The 21840-nt window shown below is 70.5% G+C and carries 20 protein-coding genes; 5 read left to right on the top strand and 15 right to left on the bottom strand.

The window, feature by feature from the left end:
• Positions 1–18: 18 nt before the first annotated feature.
• The 8 genes from ABZ635_RS18375 to ABZ635_RS18410 form a co-directional block, all read right to left on the bottom strand.
• Positions 19–1122, bottom strand: coding sequence for a glycosyl hydrolase (locus ABZ635_RS18375; protein ID WP_357766318.1), 1104 nt, complete (start codon positions 1120–1122; stop codon positions 19–21).
• A gap of 138 nt (positions 1123–1260) precedes the next feature.
• Positions 1261–2154, bottom strand: coding sequence for a sulfotransferase (locus tag ABZ635_RS18380; protein WP_357766413.1), 894 nt, complete (start codon positions 2152–2154; stop codon positions 1261–1263).
• A 212-nt stretch (positions 2155–2366) separates the two neighbouring features.
• A complete protein-coding gene (locus tag ABZ635_RS18385) occupies positions 2367–3524 on the bottom strand; it encodes a S8 family peptidase (protein WP_357766320.1) in 1158 nt (385 codons plus the stop codon).
• A 464-nt stretch (positions 3525–3988) separates the two neighbouring features.
• Entirely contained in the window at positions 3989–5257 is a 1269-nt protein-coding gene (gene cysN, locus ABZ635_RS18390; RefSeq protein ID WP_357766323.1) for a sulfate adenylyltransferase subunit CysN, read from the bottom strand.
• A gap of 85 nt (positions 5258–5342) precedes the next feature.
• A complete protein-coding gene (gene cysD, locus ABZ635_RS18395; RefSeq protein WP_357766326.1) occupies positions 5343–6275 on the bottom strand; it encodes a sulfate adenylyltransferase subunit CysD in 933 nt (310 codons plus the stop codon).
• Positions 6276–6335: 60 nt separating this feature from the next.
• On the bottom strand, positions 6336–7127 hold the full coding sequence (locus tag ABZ635_RS18400) for a 3'(2'),5'-bisphosphate nucleotidase CysQ (protein ID WP_357766329.1): 792 nt from the start codon (positions 7125–7127) through the stop codon (positions 6336–6338).
• A gap of 3 nt (positions 7128–7130) precedes the next feature.
• Positions 7131–8654 (bottom strand): sugar transferase, encoded by a 1524-nt coding sequence (locus ABZ635_RS18405; protein WP_357766332.1) that lies wholly within the window; start codon positions 8652–8654, stop codon positions 7131–7133.
• Between the two features lie 308 nt (positions 8655–8962).
• A complete protein-coding gene (locus tag ABZ635_RS18410; RefSeq protein WP_357766416.1) occupies positions 8963–9925 on the bottom strand; it encodes a DsbA family protein in 963 nt (320 codons plus the stop codon).
• 81 nt (positions 9926–10006) lie between these two features.
• On the opposite strand from ABZ635_RS18410, the gene ABZ635_RS18415 reads away from it, so the two are divergent.
• A complete protein-coding gene (locus tag ABZ635_RS18415; RefSeq protein ID WP_357766334.1) occupies positions 10007–10558 on the top strand; it encodes a TetR-like C-terminal domain-containing protein in 552 nt (183 codons plus the stop codon).
• 20 nt (positions 10559–10578) lie between these two features.
• Here the strand turns inward: ABZ635_RS18415 and pth are convergent, their stop codons facing one another.
• The 4 genes from pth to glmU all read right to left on the bottom strand — a co-directional run bounded on the left by pth (position 10579) and on the right by glmU (position 14711).
• Positions 10579–11214, bottom strand: coding sequence for an aminoacyl-tRNA hydrolase (gene pth, locus ABZ635_RS18420; protein ID WP_357766337.1), 636 nt, complete (start codon positions 11212–11214; stop codon positions 10579–10581).
• Positions 11215–11319: 105 nt separating this feature from the next.
• Positions 11320–11916: a 50S ribosomal protein L25/general stress protein Ctc gene (locus ABZ635_RS18425; RefSeq protein ID WP_357766340.1), complete on the bottom strand. Its 597-nt coding sequence runs from the start codon at positions 11914–11916 to the stop codon at positions 11320–11322.
• A 342-nt stretch (positions 11917–12258) separates the two neighbouring features.
• Positions 12259–13227 (bottom strand): ribose-phosphate diphosphokinase, encoded by a 969-nt coding sequence (locus ABZ635_RS18430; protein WP_357766343.1) that lies wholly within the window; start codon positions 13225–13227, stop codon positions 12259–12261.
• Between the two features lie 17 nt (positions 13228–13244).
• Positions 13245–14711, bottom strand: a complete 1467-nt coding sequence (gene glmU, locus ABZ635_RS18435; RefSeq protein ID WP_357766346.1) for a bifunctional UDP-N-acetylglucosamine diphosphorylase/glucosamine-1-phosphate N-acetyltransferase GlmU — start codon at positions 14709–14711, stop codon at positions 13245–13247.
• A gap of 551 nt (positions 14712–15262) precedes the next feature.
• On the opposite strand from glmU, the gene ABZ635_RS18440 reads away from it, so the two are divergent.
• From ABZ635_RS18440 to ABZ635_RS18455, 4 genes are all read left to right on the top strand, one after another.
• Complete coding sequence (locus tag ABZ635_RS18440) at positions 15263–16249, top strand: fatty acid desaturase (RefSeq protein ID WP_357766349.1); 987 nt, start codon at positions 15263–15265, stop codon at positions 16247–16249.
• Positions 16250–16263: 14 nt separating this feature from the next.
• Positions 16264–16920, top strand: a complete 657-nt coding sequence (locus ABZ635_RS18445) for a TetR/AcrR family transcriptional regulator (protein ID WP_357766352.1) — start codon at positions 16264–16266, stop codon at positions 16918–16920.
• Between the two features lie 109 nt (positions 16921–17029).
• Positions 17030–17539 (top strand): MarR family transcriptional regulator, encoded by a 510-nt coding sequence (locus ABZ635_RS18450; RefSeq protein WP_357766354.1) that lies wholly within the window; start codon positions 17030–17032, stop codon positions 17537–17539.
• A gap of 47 nt (positions 17540–17586) precedes the next feature.
• On the top strand, positions 17587–18441 hold the full coding sequence (locus ABZ635_RS18455; RefSeq protein WP_357766419.1) for a GDSL-type esterase/lipase family protein: 855 nt from the start codon (positions 17587–17589) through the stop codon (positions 18439–18441).
• Here ABZ635_RS18455 and ABZ635_RS18460 read toward each other — a convergent pair.
• From ABZ635_RS18460 to ABZ635_RS18470, 3 genes are all read right to left on the bottom strand, one after another.
• On the bottom strand, positions 18438–18929 hold the full coding sequence (locus ABZ635_RS18460; RefSeq protein ID WP_357766357.1) for a glutathione peroxidase: 492 nt from the start codon (positions 18927–18929) through the stop codon (positions 18438–18440). The two genes, ABZ635_RS18455 and ABZ635_RS18460, sit on opposite strands and share 4 nt — an antisense overlap.
• A gap of 101 nt (positions 18930–19030) precedes the next feature.
• The gene (locus ABZ635_RS18465) at positions 19031–20809 is read right to left on the bottom strand and encodes an ABC-F family ATP-binding cassette domain-containing protein (protein ID WP_357766360.1); all 1779 of its coding nucleotides are present in this window, start codon (positions 20807–20809) and stop codon (positions 19031–19033) included.
• Positions 20810–20931: 122 nt separating this feature from the next.
• Positions 20932–21831 carry a transketolase gene (locus ABZ635_RS18470; protein ID WP_357766363.1) on the bottom strand — a complete coding sequence of 300 codons (900 nt, stop codon included), beginning with the start codon at positions 21829–21831 and terminating at the stop codon, positions 20932–20934.
• Positions 21832–21840: the final 9 nt, after the last annotated feature.

The following is a 21840-nucleotide window of genomic DNA, read 5'->3' on the forward strand; positions in this document are numbered from 1 at the left end:
GCCGTCCGCCGCCCGCGTTCAGTTACGGGTCGCGGCGTACTCCGCCAGGCGCCGGACACGGTCGGGCAGGTACACGTAGGGGTCCTTGCCCGCCTGCTCGAACCCGCGCCGGGCGTACTCGTTGGCCCTGACCCGGAAGTCGCAGTCGTCTCCGACCTGGCTGTCCCACAGCTTCACGGCACGCACCCGCTCGTAGCGCCGAAGGACGTCCGGGACGTCGGTGTACCACTTCACGGTCTCGCGGGGGCCGATGTCGGTGGTCCCCATCTCGCCGACCATCACCGGCTTGCCGGGGTCGATGCCGTGCTTGGGGCCCTCCTCCTGTATCCACTCGTAGGTGGGGGCCAGGGCGTCCTCGAAGGAGTCGACGTGGTCCCAGTTGTTCATCTTCTCGCAGCCGGTCATGTTGTACGCCTCCCAGCTGATCCAGTCGACGTAGTCGTTGCCGGGCCACAGCCCGGGGAGGCGGTCCAGGTTCGCGGGCCAGCCGGTCACGTTCCAGACCCAGATCACGTTGTCGGCTCCCTCGGACCGGTAGAGGTCGACGATGTGCCGCCAGGAGCGCACGAACTCCTCCGGGGTGCCCCGGTTGTTGTACCGGTTCTTGCCGTCCGCCTCGTGGTCGAAGGTGACGAAGTACGGCACCTCCAGCTCGGCGATGGCCCGGGCCTGGGAGCGCAGCGGTGCGTCGAGGTCGCCCGCGATGATCTCGCGGTAGGCGATGGCCGGACGCCCGGGCCGGGTGAAGCGACGGGCCTCGATGTTGGTGTGCACGAAGCGCCCCTCGGCGATCATGCGCCGCTCGCGGTCGCCCGGGACCTCGGCCTGGTCGATCCCGCGCCAGGTGTAGACGATGTCCATGGGCCGGTCGGCGGCGGCCTCCAGCCCCTTCACGTCGTCGCCGTCCGGGCTGGCGCCCCACCAGACCCCGCAGGAGGGCTCGAGGATGTCAGAGACGGTGCACTGGGTCTCCCGTGTCGAGGGGAGACCGAGCAGGGGCGCGGTGTGGGGGACCGGGCCCGCGATCCTGGGACGGTCCTCCGACGGTGCCGTCGCGGCGACGGGCGCGTCTCCCAGCCCCGCCAGCCCCAGGGCGACGAGCACCGCTCCCGTCGCCGCCATGCCTCGTACCGGTCCGCCCACCATGGTCAACCGCCCCCTAGCTCCCCCGATAACAACCCAGAGTGTTCACACAATGACCATACGTCATCCTTTGCTGGTGCAACACTCTTCGTGGCAGTAAGAAACAGCTAGCGGACATCAGTACCCATAGCGCCCGCGCGTCGGAGCGGTGACCGCCTCGACCAGGCGCCGGCGCCAGGGAGCCAGCCCCCGGCGCCACCCGTGGTCGGCGCGGACCCCGACCGGCCCCGCCCGGAAGCGCATCGGGTTCCCCGAGACGGCGTGCCCCCCGGAGAGCTCCACCCCGCCCTCACCCAGACGCGGCGGTTCGCCCGCGTGTCCGGCGAAGGCGGCGATGCGCCCGAACTCGGCCTCGGGGGCGTCCACGAAGTCCTCGTACCGCACCCGCAGGGTCGGGACCCCCTGCCGGGCCAGCTCGTCCAGCGTCGAGTTCTGCGTCATCCACTGCACCGCCGACCGCCCCGCCGAGTACCGCGCCATCTCCGGCTCCGAACTACCGGGGGCGGCGTCCGGCCGGGCCACCCGCTTGCTCCAGGAGTGCGCCACCGCCCGGGGGTCGCGCACCACGTGCAGCAGGCGCATACGCGCGCCGTACCGCCAGCGCAGACAGGCCGCGAGGGAGGCGTGCTTGCTGGCGTCCACGATCACCCGGGCCCCGCTGACCTCGGCCACCGCCGCGTACAGCCGGTGGTACAGCTCGGTGTAACGCGCGCACCGGGCGGCGAGGGCGCCCTGCTCGGACACGCCATGGAGCAGCCCCGGCAGGAAGCGGGTGCGGTCGACTCCGTCCTTGAGCCGCAGCACGGCCTCCGCGTCCAGGCACCGCCAGCCCCCGAAGGCGCGTTGTCCCACCTCACCCCAGAACCCGCAGTCGCCGAAGGGCGCACCGCACCCGCACAGCTCGTTCTCCACCAGGCCCCGGCGCCACAGGTGCACGACCTCGCCGACGGAGCAGAACCCGGGCAGCTCACCAAGGAGGCGTTCGATCAGCGTGGACCCGGAACGGCCCATTCCACCGACGAACACCAGTCGATATCCATCCACACCCCCAGACTATTACCTGACGTCACCAGGCACGGACGGATCGTGACGACACCGTCGCCGCGCACGACGACGGCCCCGGGCGGGAGTCGTGCTCCCGGCCCGGGGCCGCCGTGTCGCGGGTGTCGCGGATCAGATCCCGTGGGTGTGGACGCGCGGGGTCTCCACAACCCGGAGGGGACCTACAGGCCCTGGACGTTCAGCAGCAGGTTCACGGTGTTGCTGGGAACGCCGCTGAGCTTGTCGGCACCACCGTTCTCGATGAGCCAGTCCAGGATGACGCCCTGGTCGTCGTCGCCGAGGGAGCTCTTGTACAGAGCGGCGGCACCGGCCACGTGCGGGCTGGCCATCGAGGTACCGGAGTAGCTGTCCGTGCCGCCACCGGGGATGGTGGACTCGACGTTGACGCCGGGGGCGTAGATGTCGACGGCCGGGCCGTGGTTGGAGAAGTACGCGGTGGCGTCCGTGTTGTCGGAGGCGCCCACGGAGACCACGCCGTCGGCGCCGCCCGGGGAGACGTTGCCGGCGTCCTGGCCCTCGTTGCCCGCGGCCACGGCCACGAACACGCCCGAGTCGGCCAGGGCGTTGACCGCGTCGTCCACGGCCTGCGAGGCCGGGCCGCCCAGGGACAGGTTGGCCACCGCGTTGTCGGCGGCGTTCGCGGCCACCCAGTCGATGCCCGCGATGACGTCGTCGTAGGTGCCCGAGCCGTCGTCGCCCAGGACCTTGACGCCGATCAGCTCGGCACCGGGCGCCACACCGTAGGCGTCGGAGCCCACGGTGCCCGCGACGTGCGTGCCGTGGCCCTGACGGTCGCCGCCGTCACCGCCGGTGGCGTCGAAGCCGACCTCGGCGCGACCGCCGAAGTCCGGGTGGGATTCGTCGATACCGGTGTCGATGATGTAGACGGAGGTGCCGGAGCCGTCGGACTCGGTGGTGTACGAGCCGTCGAGCGGGAGGTCCTCCTGGTCGATACGGTCCAGGCCCCACGGAACCATGGTGGTGGCCTCGCCGACCTGCTCGATGTAGGCGACGCCGTTCTGCGCGCGCAGCTCCTCGACCTCGGAGGCGCTCAGCGACGCCGAGTAGCCGTTGAGGGCCTCCTCATAGACGTGGTTGACCTGGTTCTCCGAGATCCCGAGGGACGCCGGGGAGACCGAGTTGGCGCTGATGGTGTCCTCGAGGACCACGAACCAGTCGCCGCTGGAGGCGGAGGAGTTCGTGTACACCGGCGCGAGCTCGGAGGCGCCTGCGGTGGCGCCGGACAGCGCCAGGGGAATGGTGAGCGCGCTGACCGCGACAGCGCTGAACGCGACCCTGCGAGTGGGGTGCTTCTTCACGCGGTTCCTCCTTGTGGGGGTTTCCTTGGTGGGAGACACGCGGCGGGGCCATAACCATGCGTATTCGCTCGATTGCGACCTCGTACGCGATTCGCACACTTTAGGCAGACTTGACCCCGGATTGCCAGGGGCTGAGAGAATTTTTCTCGACGATCACTCTCCGCACACCTAGCCGAAAGGTCAGGATCGCTCCGTTCGAGGTGACACTCTGCTCGGTTCTCGCCCCTGCACACGGCCCTAACGCCGGGTAACTTGAGCTCCATCAGACACACCATTGACCCGGGCCCGATCGGCACCGAGGACCAAAAAAGTGCTCCAAGGATTCACACAAGGAAATGTCCCCGTAAGAAACCGGCCCCCGATCGGTCCGACACCAGACCTCTTCGGGCGCCACTCAGGGCACACGAAACGGGGCCGCACAAAGGCGACCCCGTGAGGAATGTTTGACGTTTTCCCGGGTACGTCTAGTCGGCTTTGACGACCATTCCCGCGCCCACCGTGGTGTTGGTGGCCTCGTCGACGAGGATGAACCCCCCGGTCTGCCGGTTCTTCGCGTACTCGTCGACGAACAGGGGCTGGGTGGCCCGCAGCCGCACCCGGCCGATCTCGTTGAGCCCCAGGTGCCCCGCGGCCTCGTCCCGGTGCAGGGAGTTCACGTCCAGCCGGTACCGCAGGTCCTTCACCACCACCCTGGCGGTGCGGGTGGTGTGCTTGACGACGAGTTTGGAACGCGGCGTGAGCTTGCGCGCGTCCGTCATCCAGCACACCATCGCCTCGATGTCCTGGGACACCGCCGGCGCGTTGTTGGGGCGGCAGATCATGTCGCCCCGCGAGATGTCGATGTCGTCCTCCAGCAGGAGGGTGACCGACATCGGCGAGAACGCCTCCGCCACCTCCCCGTCCGCCGTCCGGATGCTCGCGATGCGGGTGGACAGGCCCGAGGGCAGGTGGGTGACCTCGTCCCCGGGCTTGAGGACGCCGCCCGCGAGCTGGCCCGCGTACCCCCGGTAGTCGTGCAGCTCGGGGTCGTCGGAGCGGTGCGGCCGGATCACGTACTGCACGGGGAAGCGCGCGTCGATCAGGTTGCGGTCCGAGGCGATGTGCACGTTCTCCAGGTGGTGCAGCAGGGACCCGCCCGTGTACCAGGGCATGTTCGGGGACTGGCTGACCACGTTGTCGCCGTGCAGGGCGGAGATCGGCACGAACGTGAGGTCGCGCGCGTCGAGCTTGGCGGCGAACTCCGCGAACTCGGCCTTGATCTCCTCGAAACGGTCCTGGGAGTAGTCCACCAGGTCCATCTTGTTCACCGCGAGCACCAGGTGCGGCACCTGGAGCAGGGTGGTGAGGAAGGCGTGGCGGCGGCTCTGCTCCTGGAGGCCCTTGCGGGCGTCCACGAGGATGATCGCGAGGTCGGCGGTGGAGGCGCCGGTGACCATGTTGCGGGTGTACTGGATGTGCCCGGGCGTGTCGGCGATGATGAACGTGCGTTTGGGCGTGGCGAAGTACCGGTACGCGACGTCGATGGTGATGCCCTGCTCGCGCTCGGCCCGCAGACCGTCGGTGAGCAGCGCGAGGTTGGTGTGCTCCTCGCCGCGCGCGGCGCTGGTGCGCTCCACGGCGTCGAGCTGGTCCTCGAAGATGGACTTGGAGTCGTACAGCAGGCGGCCGATCAGGGTGCTCTTGCCGTCGTCGACGGAGCCCGCCGTGGCGAACCGTAGGATGTCGTTGCTCATGGTGCCTGTTCCAATGCGCGAAGGATGGACTGCCGGGAGGAGGGGCGCCGTGCGGGCCCGGCCGGAGCCGGGGCCGGAACACGCCCTAGAAGTAGCCCTCGCGTTTGCGGTCCTCCATCGCGGCTTCGCTGGCCCGGTCGTCGGCGCGGGTCTGGCCGCGCTCGGTGATCCGGGTCGCGGCGATCTCCGCGATGATGTCGTCCAGCTCCACCGCCGAGGACTTGACCGCACCGGTGCAGGTGAGGTCGCCCACGGTGCGGTAGCGCACGGTCTCGGTGAAGGGGTTCTCGGTCTCGTCGCGCTGGATCAGCGGGGAGTCGGCGAGCAGGATGCCGTCGCGCTCGAACACGCTGCGCTCGTGCGCGAAGTAGATCGAGGGGAGCTCCAGCTCTTCACGCCGGATGTAGCCCCACACGTCGAGCTCGGTCCAGTTGGAGATGGGGAACACCCGGATGTGCTCGTCGCGGTTGATCCGGGTGTTGTACACGTTCCAGAGCTCGGGGCGCTGGTTCTTGGGGTCCCACTGGCCGAACTCGTCACGGAAGGAGAAGACCCGTTCCTTGGCCCGGGCCTTCTCCTCGTCGCGGCGGGCGCCCCCGAACGCGGCGTCGAACCCGTGCTCCTCGATGGCCTCCAGCAGCGCCGCGGTCTGGAGGCGGTTGCGGCTGGCCCACCGGCCGGTCGGCTCGGTGACCTTCCCGGCGTCGATCTGCTCCTGGACCGAGGCGACCACCAGCCGGACCCCGGCCTGGGCGACGCGGCGGTCCCGGAACTCGATGACCTCCGCGAAGTTGTGACCGGTGTCCACGTGCATGACGGGGAACGGGATCGGGGCGGGCCAGAAGGCCTTCTCCGCCAGACGCAGCATCACGATGGAGTCCTTGCCGCCGGAGAAGAGCAGCACCGGCCGCTCGAACTCGGCCGCCACCTCGCGCATGATGAAGATCGCCTCGGCTTCGAGGACGTCCAGCTGGGAGAGCTGGTAGCGCCCGAGCGCCTGCTGACTCGCCTGACCCATGGAATCCGCCTTAGAAATACCGACACTCACGACCGGTTCCGCCGCGGTGGGTACTGCGGTTCAGCCCCCCGCGTGCGGACCGGCGCTGTCAAGGTCCGCGCCGTCGCGGATGCTTGCCAACAACATACCCGACAATTCCGATCGGCATACAAGGATATCGGGGAGTAGCGGGTCGGCTACGTTGTAGCGCAGGTCGGAGCCGTCGATCCGGGAGGCGTGCAGGCCCGCGGCCCGCGCGACCGCCACCGGCGCGGCGCTGTCCCACTCGTACTGGCCGCCCGCGTGCACGTAGATGTCGGCGATGCCGAGCAGCACCGCGCAGATCTTGGCACCCGCCGACCCCATGGGAACGACCTCGGCGCCCATCTGGGTCGCCATGCGCTGCACGAACGCGGGCGGCCGGGTCCGGCTGGCGGTGATGCGCAGCCGCTGCCCCTCGGGGCGCTCCTCCGGCAGCCACGGCGGATCGACCGTGGACAGGCAGCTGCCCTGGGCGGGCAGCGCGACCGCCCCGGCGACCAGGTCGCCGTTCTCCCAGAGCGCCACGTGCACGGCCCAGTCGGTGCGGCCGGGCTCGGAGAACTCCCGGGTGCCGTCCAGCGGGTCGATGATCCACACCCGCCGAGCCCGCAGCCGGGACGGGTCGTCCGCGCCCTCCTCGGACAGCACCGCGTCGCTGGGCCTGAGTCGGCCGAGCGCGGAGAAGAGGAACTCGTGCGAGGTGCGGTCCCCCAGGGTGCGCAGCACCTCGGGCTCGTCGAACCCGTGGCGGGCGCGCAGGCGCAGCAGCAGCTGGCCGGCCTCGCTCGCGAGGTCCCGAGCCACCTCATGATCGTTTCGGATGTTGTTCACCGGCTAGTATGCTCCCGCCCCACGGATCACCGCTGACCACGTCTTCCACAGGATCTGGATGTCCAATGTCAGCGACCAGTTTTCCACGTACCGCAGATCGAGACGGACCGATTCCTCCCAAGAGAGGTCGGATCGACCGCTGACCTGCCACAGGCCCGTCATCCCCGGTTTGACCACCAGCCGACGGCGGACGTCGTGCCCGTACTGGGCGACCTCCTCCGGCAGCGGGGGCCTGGGGCCGACGAGCGACATCTCTCCGCGCACCACGTTGACGAGCTGGGGTAGCTCGTCGAGTGAGTAGCGTCGCAGCCACGCCCCCACGGGCGTGACCCTGGGGTCCCTACGCATCTTGAACAGCACGCCGTCGTGCTCGTTCCGGGGCTGGAGGAGCGCCTTGAGGGCGTCCGCCCCGACCACCATCGTACGGAACTTGTACACGGTGAACTCTGTGCCGCCCCGACCCACGCGGGTCTGCCTGAAGAAGGCGGGGCCGCCGCCCTCCGATCGGATGAGGACGCTCAGGACCAGGAAGAGGGGCGAGAGCACAAGGAGCGCGAGCGCGGCGGCGCAGCGGTCGAAGGCGCCCTTGACCAGGCGCCGTGTGCCCTCCAGCTCGGGGTGTTCCACGTGCAGCAGGGGCAGGCCCGCCACGGGGCGGATCGTGGTGCGGGGCCCGGCGACCTCCATGAGCGCGGAGGCCACGGTGAGGTCGGTCCCGGTCTTCTCCAGTTCCCAGGCCAGACGGCGCAGCTCGGCGCCGTCCATCTCGGGGCAGGCCAGGACGGCGACGGTGTCGGCTCCGACCAGGGCGGCGACGGTGGCCGTGTCGGTGAAGGAGCCCAGGACCGGGCAGCCCTCCACCTCGGTCACGTCGTCCTCCTGCTGGGGCAGGCACACGCCCACGACCCGCATGCCGTGGTAGTTCTCGTCGCGGAACCGGCGGATGAGGTCGCTCGCCGACCGGCTGTAGCCGACGACCACGACCCCGCTCATACAGGAGCCGGCGCGTCGGCGCCGGTGGAGCGCCTTGCGGCGGGCGTAGCGCAGGCCGAGGGAGAGCAGGACCACCAGCGGGAGCGCGACGACGACGTAGCCGCGTGCCAGGTCGAACTTGACGGCGTAGGCGCCGATGGCGACGGTCGCGGCCAGGACCGCCCCGGCGACCGCGACCCGGCGGTACTCCTCGGTACCGACTCCCAGGAAGCGCCGTTCGTAGCCGCCGCCGAGGTGGACGAAGACGATCCAGACCGGCGGCAGGACCAACGTGAGCAGCAGGTAGGGCGTGGTGCTGTGGGCCAGGAGCGCGTCGTGGAAGCGGACCGTGGTTCCGGCCAGGGCGGCGAGGAGGGCGGCGAGCAGGTCCAGGGCGACCAGGCCGAGGACGTAGGGCCGCAGCCACGCGTCGGCGCGGGGTCCGGTGTTGACCGGAATCCGGCGGATTCCGGTGGTCGGCGTGATGGGCCGCGCCGGATGCTCCCGCCGCCGAACGGAGGGCTTTCCCTGGACGGTCCCGCTGGTTGTCACCACGTATCCCCCAAGAGCACGTACGGCTTCCACTACTCACCATGGGTGACCACCCCCGGGCGCGTGGGACCACGCGAAGGGCGGGGATGGGATTCTCGCCGGGCACAGAACGCCTGCCGTCAACCCGAACAGTAACCAAAAGTAGTGGAAAAGTCGCTGGGAGTGGCGGCCTGTTGGGGAAGAAGTCCCGTTCCCACCGAGAATGTGTCTGTCCCGAGACCACACAGGGCGTCTTCTTTGGGACAAGTACTCTCCGGAAACAGGCCCGACCGAAATCATGCGCGGAACGTGATGCCGCCCGGGCCTCTCCGTCAGGCCAGGGGCGGGTCCATCACCGCGGCCAGCCTGATGTGCGGACCGGCCTCCCCGTGCCGCCCCAGCCGCTGGAGCGTACGCCCGAGCAGGAGGTGCGTGTAGGCGTCGTCGGCCGACTCCTCCAGCAGCTCCTCCAGGAGTCGGAGCGCGCGGTTCAGCTGGGCGGAGCGGTAGTAGGCGCGCGCCGCGAGGAAGCGGACGTTGCGGTCCCGGGCGTGCTCCTCACGCAACGGCCGGAGCAGGTCGAGCGCCCCCAGCGGGTCGCCCTGGTCGAGCAGGGACTCCGCCCTGCGCAAGCGCACCACCTCCGCGGGCAGCTCCCGCGGACGCCTCCGCGACGCCTCCGTCAGGAAGTCCCGGATCACCCCGGGCTCGTGGGCCCCGGCCAGGGAGGTGCCCCGAGCGACAAGGGTCGGTGATGTACGCACGCCGTCCGCGCGCCCCGTGAGGAGCAGCTCCCGCACCCGCTCCTCTCCCCCGCCCGCCGCGAGGAGGGGGAAACCGTCGGCGAAACCCGACGCGACGGCCACCTCCTCCAGGACACGGGGATCGGAGATGTCCCGGGCGCGGACGAAGTGGGCGTCCATGACTCCCTCGGCCACGACGTCCTGGAGCTCCGGTCCGCCCGCCTCCTCCGCCAGGGCGATGAGGCGGTGGGCGTCGTGACTGCTGGCCCGCCAGGCCGCGCCCCACCGGTCGCCGAGGCCCTCCTCACGGGCGATCCCGGCGACCCGGTCCCGGTTCTGGGCGGGGGTCAGGTGCGGCGCGCACGAACGCAGCGCCTCGTCCACGCGGGGGTCGCGGAGCACCTCCGCCAGGGGCTCGGCCACGGCGGGCGCCGAAGGGTCGATGCGGTACGGCCGCCAGACGACCCCGACCGAGCCGTCCGCCCTCGCGAGGCGCCGCCTGCCGATGTAGGCCCAGGGGCAGACCACGTCCGCCCAGATCTCCACTCTCAGTTGCATACCGCCAACATAAACGACACATGTTGCTAAAACAACACGTGTCTTTTTAATGGCCGCGTCGTCTACGATCAGAGGATGAACCCCGACGACCCCCGGGTACGGCGCACCCGCGACCGCCTGCGCGCGGCGCTACTCTCCCTCGCCGCCGAGCACGAACTGGACTCCGTGACGATGGCCTCCGTGGCCCGGCGCGCCGAGGTCAACCGGGCCACCGCCTACCAGCACTACGCCGATCTGGAGGCCCTGGTCTCCGACGCCATGGAGGGGGCGGTCTCCCATGTCACGCGATGTGCCGAGCTGTGCCCGTTGGACGCTCCGCGCGACCGGGCACCCGAGCCGCTGGAGGCACTGTTCGCGCACGTGGCCGAGCACGCGGTGCTCTACCGGCGGATGTTCTCCGAACGCGGCAGTGCCCGCTTCACCCACCGCCTCCGCGACCGGATCACCGAGGTGTTGGCCGAACGCTTCTCCGAGGGGGCCCGACCGCCCGGGTTCGACGACGTCCCGACGGACCTGCACGCCGCCCACCTGGGCGGAGCCCTGGTCGGGGTGATCGCCCACGCGGCCCGGGGCGGCCGCGCCCCCGCGGACACCGCCCTGGCCGCTTGGCGCCTGCTGCGCGGCTGAAAACCGGGACCGGCCGGGGGTCAGGCGGCGGTGTGGAAGATGTTCTGTGCCCGGTCCAGGCCGTCCTTGAGGATGGTCCGCACCGCGTCGGCGGCCCGTTCCACGTTCAGGTCCAGCTCCGGCGCCTCGGTCGAGGAGAAGTCCCGCAGCACGTAGGCGGCCGGGTCCATCCGACCCGGCGGGCGGCCCACCCCGAAGCGCACCCGCAGGTAGTCCGGGCCGGACAGGGAGGACGTGGCCGACTTCAGCCCGTTGTGGCCGCCGGAACCGCCGCCCTTCTTCAGCTTGAGGGCCCCGTAGTCGATGTCCATCTCGTCGTGCACGACGATGACGCGCTCCATCGGGACCTTGTAGAACCGGGCCAGCCCGGCGATCGGCCCGCCGGACAGGTTCATGAAGGTGCGCGGTTTGGCCAGGACCACCGAGGCGCCCTCGATCCGGGTCTCCACGACCTCCGCGTGCGCCTTGTGGGCCTTCCAGCGCTCACCCTTCTCGGCGGCCATGGCGTCCACCACCATGAACCCCGCGTTGTGCCGGTTGCCCGCGTACTTCGGGCCCGGGTTACCCAACCCGACCACCAGCCAGCGCTCCGCCTCCGCCATGTCCCCGCCGTCCCCGCTCTTCCGGTTGCCCCACCTGCTGAACACATTCCACATGCCGACCGACACTACCGGCACCGTGCCCGCCGCCCGCCACACGCAGAACGCGCGGCCCCCGGATCGGGGACCGCGCGCTCGGTGCGATCTGGTGCGGAACCGCGCCTACTCGGCGGGGGCCTCCGCGGTACCGGCGGCCTCGGCGCTGGTCTCCGGCTCCTCCTCCACGCGCGGCGCGGAGACGGTGAGCAGGATCGACTCGGGGTCGGTGACCAGGGAAACGCCCGCGGGCAGCTTCAGGTCGGCGGCGGTCGGGTTGGCGCCGACCTCCAGGCCCTCGATGTCGAACTCGACACCGTCGGGGATACGGGTGGCCTCGGCCTCGACGGTCACGGTGACGAGCTCCTGGTTGAGCACGCCGGGAGCCTTGACCTCACCGGTGAGGGAGACGTTGATCTCGACCTCGACCTTCTCGCCCTTGGAGACGACCAGCAGGTCGATGTGCTCCAGGAAGCCCTTGATGGCGTCGCGCTGCACGCTCTTGGGGAGGGCAAGGTTGTCCTTGTCCAGGCCGTCGAGGCGGATCAGGACGTTCGGGGTCTTCAGGGCGAGCATGAGCTCGTGGCCCGGCAGGTTCAGGTGGCGGGGCTCGGTGCCGTGGCCGTAGAGGACGGCCGGCACCTTACCCGCGCGGCGGGCGCGACGGGAGGCGCCCTTGCCGAATTCCGTGCGGGGCTCGGCAGCGATACGTACCTCGGACACGACAAAACTCCTCGGGTTCAACCCCGCAGCACGGGGCACACGACTCCAGTAGTACGAACGATTCTCGCCCTCGGCGAAGAATTGCGACGGGGTCACCCAGCTCGCTGAGGACTCGACCGCCCGGGTTCCAGGCGTGCCCGGCGAGCCGTCACCGGACCCGTCCGGCCCGGGAACGCTCGTCGCGCACCCCTGCCCGTGTTGGTTCCAGGAGGAGACACCAAACGGACTCCACCCGGACACGGGGACACTCGGTCAAGTCTACTGTCTCTGGTGACGACTCCGTACATGGGTGGTCCCGGGGGGACCGGACGGCACCCGTGCCGGGCACGGGTGCCGTTACGCCTAGTCGAACAGGCTCGTGACCGAACCGTCGGTGAAGACCTCGTTGATCGCGCGGGCGACCAGCGGCGCGATCGAGAGCTGGGTGAGCTTCTCGAACGAGCGCTCCTCCGGCACCGGGAGGGAGTTGGTGATGACCACCTCGGAGATGCGCGAGTTCTGGAGGCGCTCGGCGGCCGGGCCGGACAGCACACCGTGCGTGGCGGCGACCAGGACCTTCTTCGCGCCCTGCTCGAAGAGGGCCTCCGAGGCCTTCACGATGGTGCCGCCGGTGTCGATCATGTCGTCGACCAGGACGCACACGCGGTCCTTGACCTCACCGACGACCTCGTGCACCTTGACCTGGTTGGCGACGTCGGGGTCGCGGCGCTTGTGGATGATGGCCAGCGGGGCGCCCAGGCGGTCCGCCCAGCGGTCGGCGGTCCGCACGCGGCCCGCGTCCGGCGAGACCACGGTGATCTCGGAGTGCTCGACCTGGCTGGCGATGTGGTCGGCCAGGATCGGCAGCGCGAAGAGGTGGTCCACCGGGCCGTCGAAGAAGCCCTGGATCTGGTCGGTGTGCAGGTCGACGGCCATCATCCGGTCGGCGCCGGCGGTCCGGAACAGGTCGGTGACCAGGCGCGAGGAGATGGGCTCGCGGCCCCGGTGCTTCTTGTCCTGGCGGGCGTAGCCGAGGATGGGCGTGACCACGGTGATGCGCTTGGCGGAGGCCCGCTTGAGCGCGTCCACCATGATCAGCTGCTCCATGATCGACTCGTTGACCGGGTCGGCGTGGCTCTGGATGACGAACGCGTCGCTGCCGCGCACCGACTCCAGGTACCGCATGAAGATCTCGCCGTTGGCGAAGGTGTCGAAGCGGGTGGGGACCACCTCGATCCCCAGCTCCTTCGCCACCTCCTCGGCCAGGGCCGGGTGCGTGCGCCCCGAGAACAGCATCAGTTGTTTCTGGCCGGTGGCCTTCATGCCAGTCACGTGTTTCTCCCCCACAGTCACTGCTTGTTCGCGGTGTCGGCTCTGTGCCGTTCCGCCTGCTCCGCCGCCTCGGCGGGCGGAGTTCCCGGACGCTTGCGCCGCGTCCAGCCCTCGACGTTACGCTGCCGGTGTCCTTCGGAGATCGCCAGGGCACCGGGCGGGACATCGTCACGGACCACGGTCCCCGCACCGGAGTAGGCCCCGTCGCCCACGGTGACCGGCGCGACGATGGTGTTGTCGCTGCCGATGCGGACGTGGTCGCCGATGGTGCTCCGGGACTTGTTGACCCCGTCGTAGTTGACGAACACCGAGGAGCAGCCGATGTTGCTGCCCACGCCGATATCCGCGTCCCCGACGTAGGTCAGGTGCGGGATCTTCGAGCCGGTGCCGACATTCGAGTTCTTGACCTCGACGAAGGCTCCGGCCTTGGTCCGCTCGGCCAGGCGGGTGCCCGGCCGGAGGTAGGTGTAGGGGCCGACGGTGGCCTCCGGGCCGATCTCCGCGCCGTCGGCGGTGGTCTGCACGACCTTCGCGCCGTCGCCGACGACCGTGTCGGTCAGCGCGGCTCCGGGGCCGATCAGCGCGTCCTCGCCGATGACGGTGGCGCCCCGGAGGCGGGTGCCCGGCTCGACCACGGTGTCCTGCCCGATGCGGACCTGGACGTCGATCCAGGTCGAGGCGGGGTCGATGACGGTGACCCCGGCCAGCATGTGCTCGGCCAGCACCCGGTCGTTCAGGACGCGGCGTGCCTCGGAGAGCTGGAGCCGGTTGTTGACGCCCTGGACCTCGTTCCAGTCCTCGGCGCTCCAGGCGTCCACCCGGTGGCCGTCGCCGCGCAGCAGGGCGACCGCGTCGGTGATGTACTCCTCGCCCTTGGCGTTGTCCGTGGACAGGCGCTTGACGACCTGGCTCAACAGGGCGCCGTCGAAGGCGTACATCCCGGAGTTGATCTCGTCGACGAGGTGCTGCTCGGGCGTGGCGTCGGCGTGCTCGACGATCGCGGTGAAGGCGCCGTCCGCGTCGCGCACGATGCGGCCGTAGCCGTGGGGGTCGGGGACCCGGGCGGACAGCACGGTGACCGCGTTGCCCTCCTCTTCGTGCGCCGCGACCAGCGAGGCGAGTGTGGAGCCGCGCAACAGCGGGGTGTCACCGCAGGTGAGGACGACGGTTCCGGAGAGTTCCACGCCCTTGGCCGCGAGGTCCTCCACAGCCATGCGCACGGCGTGGCCGGTGCCGTTCTGTTCCTCCTGCACGGCCGTGACGGCCTGCGGGGCCGTCTCCGCCAGGTGGGCTCTCACCCGGTCGCGCGCGTGGCCGACGACCACCACGGTGTCGCGGGGTTCGAGTTCTTGGGACGCGTGGAGCACGTGGCCGAGCATGCTGCGGCCGTTGAGTTCGTGAAGGACCTTGGGAAGCTTCGACTTCATTCGGGTGCCCTCACCCGCCGCGAGGATGATCACGGCAGCCGGACGGTTCACGCTCACTGGAGGAGACCCCTCGTGATAGCTGGCATATGAACGTCGGCTCACCCTTCGGCGGCGCGACCCGCATGCCGCGCGGGCGGCCGTCGGATGACCAGCGGCCGACATGGGAAGGATACATGCGCGTCACCGGCGCCCATCAGGCACGTGAGGCCCGCCGCGCGCGGCGGCCCGGCGGACGCCCGGTGGGGCGGGCGGGCCGGGCGCGGGTGTGAGTTGCGCCGCCGCCGTCTTCCGCGTGGTGCGGGGTGCGTCCCGGCCTCCGTGGGAGGCCGGTCGCGGGACGGCTGGGTAGCTCCCGGACCAGGGCTCGAACCTGGACGATGGGGACCAAAACCCCAGATGCTGCCGATTACATCATCCGGGAACGCTCCGGGCACCGGCCCGGACGTTCGACACCAACATAGCGCCTCTCCCCGGGGGCTTGCCAAACCTACGGGGTCGTAGGTTACGGTTACGTAGGAATAGGTTGGGCCGTCCCGACGGGTGCTCCGGTGCCCGTGACGCCGTCCCGACCGGCGACGACGTTCTCCGTGACGAGGTGTGCAAGACCCATGACCGCAGCCCCCGAGGTGCCCACCGATGGCGCCGTGACGCCCACCGGTACCGCCGACGCGCCCAGGCGCGAGGCGATCCCCGAGTACGAGCCCGAACTCCGGGGCAAGGCCGAGCGCTACACCGTCTTCGCGTTCGTGTTCGTCCCCCTGATCGCCCTGCTCGCCGCGGTGCCGTTCTTCTGGGGCTGGGGCCTGTCGATGACCGACATCGTCATCGCCACCGTCTTCTACGTGATCAGTGGCCTGGGCATCACGGTCGGATTCCACCGCCACTTCACCCACGGCTCGTTCAAGGCCAAGCGCCCTCTGCGGATCGCGCTGGCGGTCGCGGGCTCCATGGCCATCGAGGGCAGCGTCATCAAGTGGGTGGCCGACCACCGGCGCCACCACAAGTACGCCGACGCCGAGGGCGACCCGCACTCGCCGTGGCGCTTCGGCGACGACTGGAAGTCCGTGGCCAAGGGCATGTACTACGCCCACATGGCGTGGATGTACCTGGACGAGAAGAAGACCTCGCCGCGCCGCTTCACCCCGGACCTGCTCAAGGACAAGGACGTCGTCCTCGTCGACAAGCTGTTCCTCCCGATCGTGCTGTTCTCGCTCTTCGCCCCCGCCGCCATCGGCGGCCTGGTCACCATGTCCGTGTGGGGCGCGGTCACCGCGTTCTTCTGGGCGAGCCTGGTCCGCATCGCGCTGCTGCACCACGTCACCTGGTCGATCAACTCCATCTGCCACACCATCGGCGAGGAGAACTTCGAGGTCCGCGACCGCTCCCGCAACGTGTGGTGGCTGGCCATCCCGTCGTTCGGCGAGTCCTGGCACAACCTGCACCACGCCGACCCGACCTGCGCCCGCCACGGTGTGCTGAAGGGCCAGATCGACATCTCCGCCCGGATCATCTGGATCTTCGAGAAGTTCGGGTGGGCCACCAAGGTGCGCTGGCCCAACAACGAACGACTCGCCGCCAAGCGGGTCAAGGTCTAGGATCGGTAACCATCATGGGAGCAGCCGACAGCGAGCAGGGGACCCGCGTGCGCCGAAAGCGCATGACGGGCAAGGAGCGTCGGCAACAGCTGTTGGAGATCGGCCGGGAGCTGTTCGCCGAACGAGGGTTCGACGCGACCTCCGTCGAGGAGATCGCCTCGCGGGCCGGGGTGTCCAAGCCCGTGGTCTACGAGCACTTCGGTGGCAAGGAGGGCATCTACGCCGTCGTCGTGGACCGGGAGATGCGTACGCTCCTGGACATGATGGGCGAGGCCCTCACCGCCGACCACGCCCGAAGCAAGATCGAGAAGGCAGCCCTGGCCCTGCTGCGCTACGTCGAGGAGGACAGCGTGGGGTTCCGGGTGCTCACCCGTGACTCGCACGTGGCCTCCGGGACCGGCAGTTTCGCGAGTCTGATCAACGACATCGCCAGCCAGGTCGAGCACATCATGGCGGACGAGTTCGCCGAACGCGGCTACGACCCGGCGCTCGCGCCGATGTACGCGCAGGCCCTGGTGGGCATGTGGGCGCTGACCGGCCAGTGGTGGCTGGAGGTGCGCAGGCCCAAGCGCGAGGTGGTGGCGGCGCACCTGGTGAACCTGGCCTGGAACGGTCTCTCCGCGCTGGAGTCCAAGCCGAGGCTGGACACGCGCGGGAGGCGCTCGGGCTGACCCCCTGTGGCGCCGACCACAGGACCGGTGTCGTCCCTGGTCGCCAGTGGGGCGGGTGTACTTCGTATACCCGCCCCACTATCTTGATGTCAAGAGATATGCTGTTCCCATGCGCGATGAGGTGGATGGGCTGATCGAGGCGTGGCGCTCCGAACGGCCGGACGTGGACGTGACACCCCTGGAGGTGTTCAGCCGGGTGTCCCGGCTCGCCCGCCATCTCGACCGCGCCCGCCGCACCGTCTTCACCGAGCACGCCCTGGAGCCCTGGGAGTTCGACGTCCTGGCCGAGCTCCGGCGTTCCGGCCCGCCCTACGAGCTCAGCCCCGGGCGCCTGTTGCGCGCCACACTGGTCACCTCCGGAACCATGACCAACCGCGTGGACCGGCTGGCCGCCGCCGAACTCGTCCGCCGCCGCCCCGACCCGGCCGACAAGCGCGGCGTGTTGGTACGCCTGACCGAACGCGGGGCCGAGCGGATCGACGCCGCCCTGGCCTCCCTCCTCAGCTACGAGGAGACCCTTCTCGCGCCGATGCCCGCCGCCGAGCGCGAACAGCTGGCATCGTTGCTGAGAAGCCTTCTCGCGCCCCTCGACAGGACCCCGTCCGGCCCGCAAGGGTGACCCCGGGGGCGCCCGTCACCTCCCGACAGGAGAGCGCCTTGGGAACCGTGGGAATCCGTTGGACCGCCGCCGTCGCCGCCGTCCTCGTCGTCGCGGCCTGTTCCGGTGACGACACCGGGGAACCGGCCGCGACACCGCACCACTACCTGTCCCTGGGCGACTCCCTCACGGTGGGCGTACAGCCCGACGAGCGGGGGCGGGCCCAGGAGACCTCCGAGGGCTACACCGACCTCCTGTACACCGCGCTGAGGGACACCGACTCCACCCTGCGACACGAGCGCATGGGCTGCGGCGGGGAGGACACCACGACCTTCGTCGGCGGAGGCCTCCCCCGGTGCGACGACCGCTACGAGGCGGGGTCCCAGCTCGACCAGGCAGAGGAGTTCCTGAGGGACAACGGCGACGCGGTCACCCTCGTCACCCTCACCATCGGGGGCAACAACTTCACCGGCTGTGTGAACGACGCCGGCACGATCGACGAGGACTGCGTCGAGGACGGCCTGGAACGCCTGGAGACCGAGGTACCGGTGATCGCCGACCGGCTGGTCGAGGCGGCGGGACCGAACACCCGGATCGTCGGGATGACCTACTACAACCCGTTCCTCGCGCTGGCGCTCGTCGACTCCCCGGGGGCCGCACGCAGCACGGGGTTCCTCGACCGGGTGAACACGTCGCTGACCGACTCCTACGAGGCCGCGGGCATCGACGTGGCCGATGTGGCCGAGGCCTTCGACGACGCCGACACCGAGGTGCCCGCCGACAGCACCACGGGCCTGCCCGCCAACCTCCAGCGCGTCTGCGACCTCACCTGGATGTGCGACACCGAACGGGGCCCGGACATCCACACCAACCCGGCCGGGGCCCGGACGATCGCCGAGGCCTTCCTCGAACGCGTCCGCTAGGCGGCACGGGGCAGGGACGCCTCGATGAGCTCCACGACCTCGGGGGCGTCGGGCACGGTCGCGGGCCGGAAGCGGTGCACGGTGCCGTCCGGGAGCACCAGGAACTTCTCGAAGTTCCACTTGACCCGTCCGGCCTGGCCCTGCGCGTCCGGAGCCCGGGTGAGCTCCGCGTAGAGGGGGTGCTGGCCGCGTCCGTTGACCTTGACCTTGGCGGTCATGGGGAAGGTCACCCCCCAGGTCGTCGAACAGTACTCGGCGATCTTCTCCTCACCTCCGAACTCCTGGAGGAACTGGTTGCTGGGGAACCCGATCACGGTGAACCCGCGGTCCGCGTAGCGCTCCTGGAGTGCCTCCAGGGCGCCGTACTGCGGCGTGAGCCCGCACCGGGAGGCCACGTTCACCACCAGGCGCACCTTCCCGGACCACTCGCCGAAGGTGGTCTCGCGGCCGTCGATCAGGGTCACCGGGATCTCGTCCAGGTCAGCCATGGCGTCTCCTCCTGGGTTGGGGGCCGTACACGCCCTGCGAGCAGCCTACGGCGGCCGGGCCCCGCCCCGCCTCCGCCCGACGGTGTGCGCCCCCCGGGGGGTCAGTCGCCGACCAGCTCGGCCTGCTCCAGCCAGACCATCTCCAGCTCCTCCTTCTCCGACGCGAGGGTCTTGGCCTCCGCGTCGAGTTCGGCGAGCCGGGTGTAGTCCTCCGCGGCGGCGGCCATCAGCTCGTGCAGCCGCTCCTCACGCTTGGCGATCTTGTCCATCCGCCGTTCGACTCGCTGCATCTCCTTCTGTGCGGCGCGGCGCTCGGCCTGGGACACCGCCGGGGCGGCCGCGGGCTCCTGGACGGCGGTCTCGGAGGCGCCCAGCGGAACGGTGACCTCACCCGCGCCGGCCTCGCGGCGCTCCAGGTACTCGTCGACCCCGCCGGGCAGGAACGCGAGGGTGCCGTCGCCCATCAGGGCGAGCACGCGGTCGGTGATCCGCTCCAGGAAGTACCGGTCGTGGCTGACCAGCACGAGGGAGCCCGGCCAGCCGTCGAGCAGGTCCTCCAACTCGGTGAGGGTCTCGATGTCGAGGTCGTTGGTGGGCTCGTCCAGCAGCAGCACGTTGGGCTCGTCCATGAGCAGGCGCAGCAGCTGGAGCCTGCGCCGCTCACCGCCGGACAGGTCGCCGATGGGCGTCCACTGGCGCTCGCCCCGGAAGCCGAACTTCTCCAGCATCTGGCTCGCGGTGTAGTCGCGCTTGCCGATGGTGATGTGCTCGCGCACGTCCATGACGGCCTGGAGGGGCCGGGCGGTGGGGTCGAGCTCGACGACGTTCTGGGACAGGTGCGCCAGCTTGACGGTCCGGCCGGTGCGCACGCTGCCGGAGTCCGGGGCACGCTCCTCGGCGAGGATCTTCAACAGGGTGGACTTGCCCGCGCCGTTCACGCCGACCAGCCCGACCCGGTCGCCGGGACCCAGCTGCCAGGTGAGCTCGTCCAGCAGGGTGCGGTCGGGGATGGCGACGGAGACGTTCTTGAGGTCGATGACCGTCTTGCCCAGCCGCGAGCTGGCGAAGCGGACCAGTTCCACGGAGTCGCGCGGCGGCGGCTCGTTCGCGATGAGCTGGTTGGCCGCCTCGATGCGGAACTTCGGCTTGGACGTGCGCGCGGGCGCTCCCCTGCGCAGCCAGGCGAGCTCCTTGCGCATGAGGTTCTGGCGGCGGTCCTCCTCGGCCGCGGCCTGGCGGTCGCGTTCGGCCTTGGCCAGCACGTAGGCGGCGTACCCGCCCTCGTAGCGCTCGACCGTGCCGCGCCCGACCTCCCAGGTGCGGGTGGTCACGGCGTCCAGGAACCACCGGTCGTGGGTCACGACCACGAGGGCCTCGGGGCGGCCGCGCAGGTGCTCGGCCAGCCACGCGATGCCCTCGATGTCGAGGTGGTTGGTGGGCTCGTCCAGGATGATCAGGTCGTGGTCGTCCACCAGCAGGCGCGCCAGCCCGGAGCGGCGGCGCTCGCCGCCGGACAGCCCGGACATGGGCGTGTTCAGGTCCCAACCGCCGAGCAGGCCCCGGAGGATGTCGCGGATGCGCGCGTCCCCCGCCCACTCGTGCTCGGCCCGATCGCCCAGCACGAACTCGCCGACGGTGCTGTCGGGGAAGTCGTCGCGCTGGTGCAGGAAGCCGACCCGCAGCCCGCGGTTGTGCACGACCCGGCCGGAGTCGGGTTCGGTGCGCCCGGCGAGCACGGAGATCATGGTGGACTTGCCGCCGCCGTTGCGGCCGACCACCCCGATCCGTTCGCCCTCGTCCACGCCGAGGGACACCTCGTCGAGGAGTACGAGCGGCCCGTAGGCCAGGGACACGTCCTGAAGGTTGACCAGATTCGTCATCACCCTCCATTGTGCTGCCCCCGCGACGATGCGCGGACCGCGCCGTCCCCTGGGGAACGCCCGGGGCCGCACCACGCGAGGCCCCGGGCGGGTCGGTCGGCGGTCCCGAGTCCGGGTCCGCCCTACACCAGGAAGAAGTCGCGGGCGGACTTCGCGATTCCCTCGGTGTCCAGGCCGTGGACCCGGTCGTGGTCGGCGGCGGTGCCGTAGCCGCGTACCTCGGTCCGTCGGGACACCCCGAGGGAGAGCTGCCGGTGGCGGCGGTCGGACAGGGCCTCGGCCACCTCGTGGGCGGAGGTCCCCTTGAGGTAGGGCTCCACGATGAGCACGTCGGCGTTGCCCGCCGCCCCGGCGAGCGCGCTGAGGCCCTCGTGGTCGAAGGGGCGCACGGTGGAGGTGTGCGCCACGGTGACGTCCATCCCCGCGGTGGCCTCCAGAACCCGGTCCAGCATGGGCCCCACCGCCACCACCACCCCGGCGGAGCGGGAGGAGCCGGTGCGCACCACGGTGAGGCGCGGCCCCACGGGCATCGCGGTCCGGTTGGTCTGGGTGGACAACCGCAGGTACACCAGGTCGTCCCCGGGAACCGCAGCCTCCATCACGGCGCGGACCTCGTCGGGGTGGCCGGGCACGTGGACCGTCCAGCCGGGGAGCGCGTCCAGCACGGCGACGTCCTCGGGGGCCTGGTGGGTCCGGCCCTCGGAGGAGGTGTCGTGGGAGGCGCCGATGCTCACCAGGATCGCGCCGACGGCCTGGTGGCCGAGGGAGATCTTGAGCTGTTCGAAGGGCCGTTCGACCAGGAACGGCGCGTAGCTGTGCACGATGGGGCGCATTCCGGAGAGCGCCAGGCCCCCGGCGACGCCGATCATCGCCTGCTCGCGGATGCCGAGGTCGATCACCCTCCGGGGGTGGCGGGCGGCGGCGCGGCGGAACATCCCCGCCGAGATGGCGGCGAGCACCACGGCGGTACGGGGGTCGTTGTCGAGCGCCTCGTGGGCGGCGGCGGCGAAGGTGTCACGCATGACCTGACT

It is taken from the genome of Nocardiopsis sp. NPDC007018 (assembly GCF_040635075.1).
Taxonomy (GTDB): Bacteria; Actinomycetota; Actinomycetes; order Streptosporangiales; family Streptosporangiaceae; genus Nocardiopsis.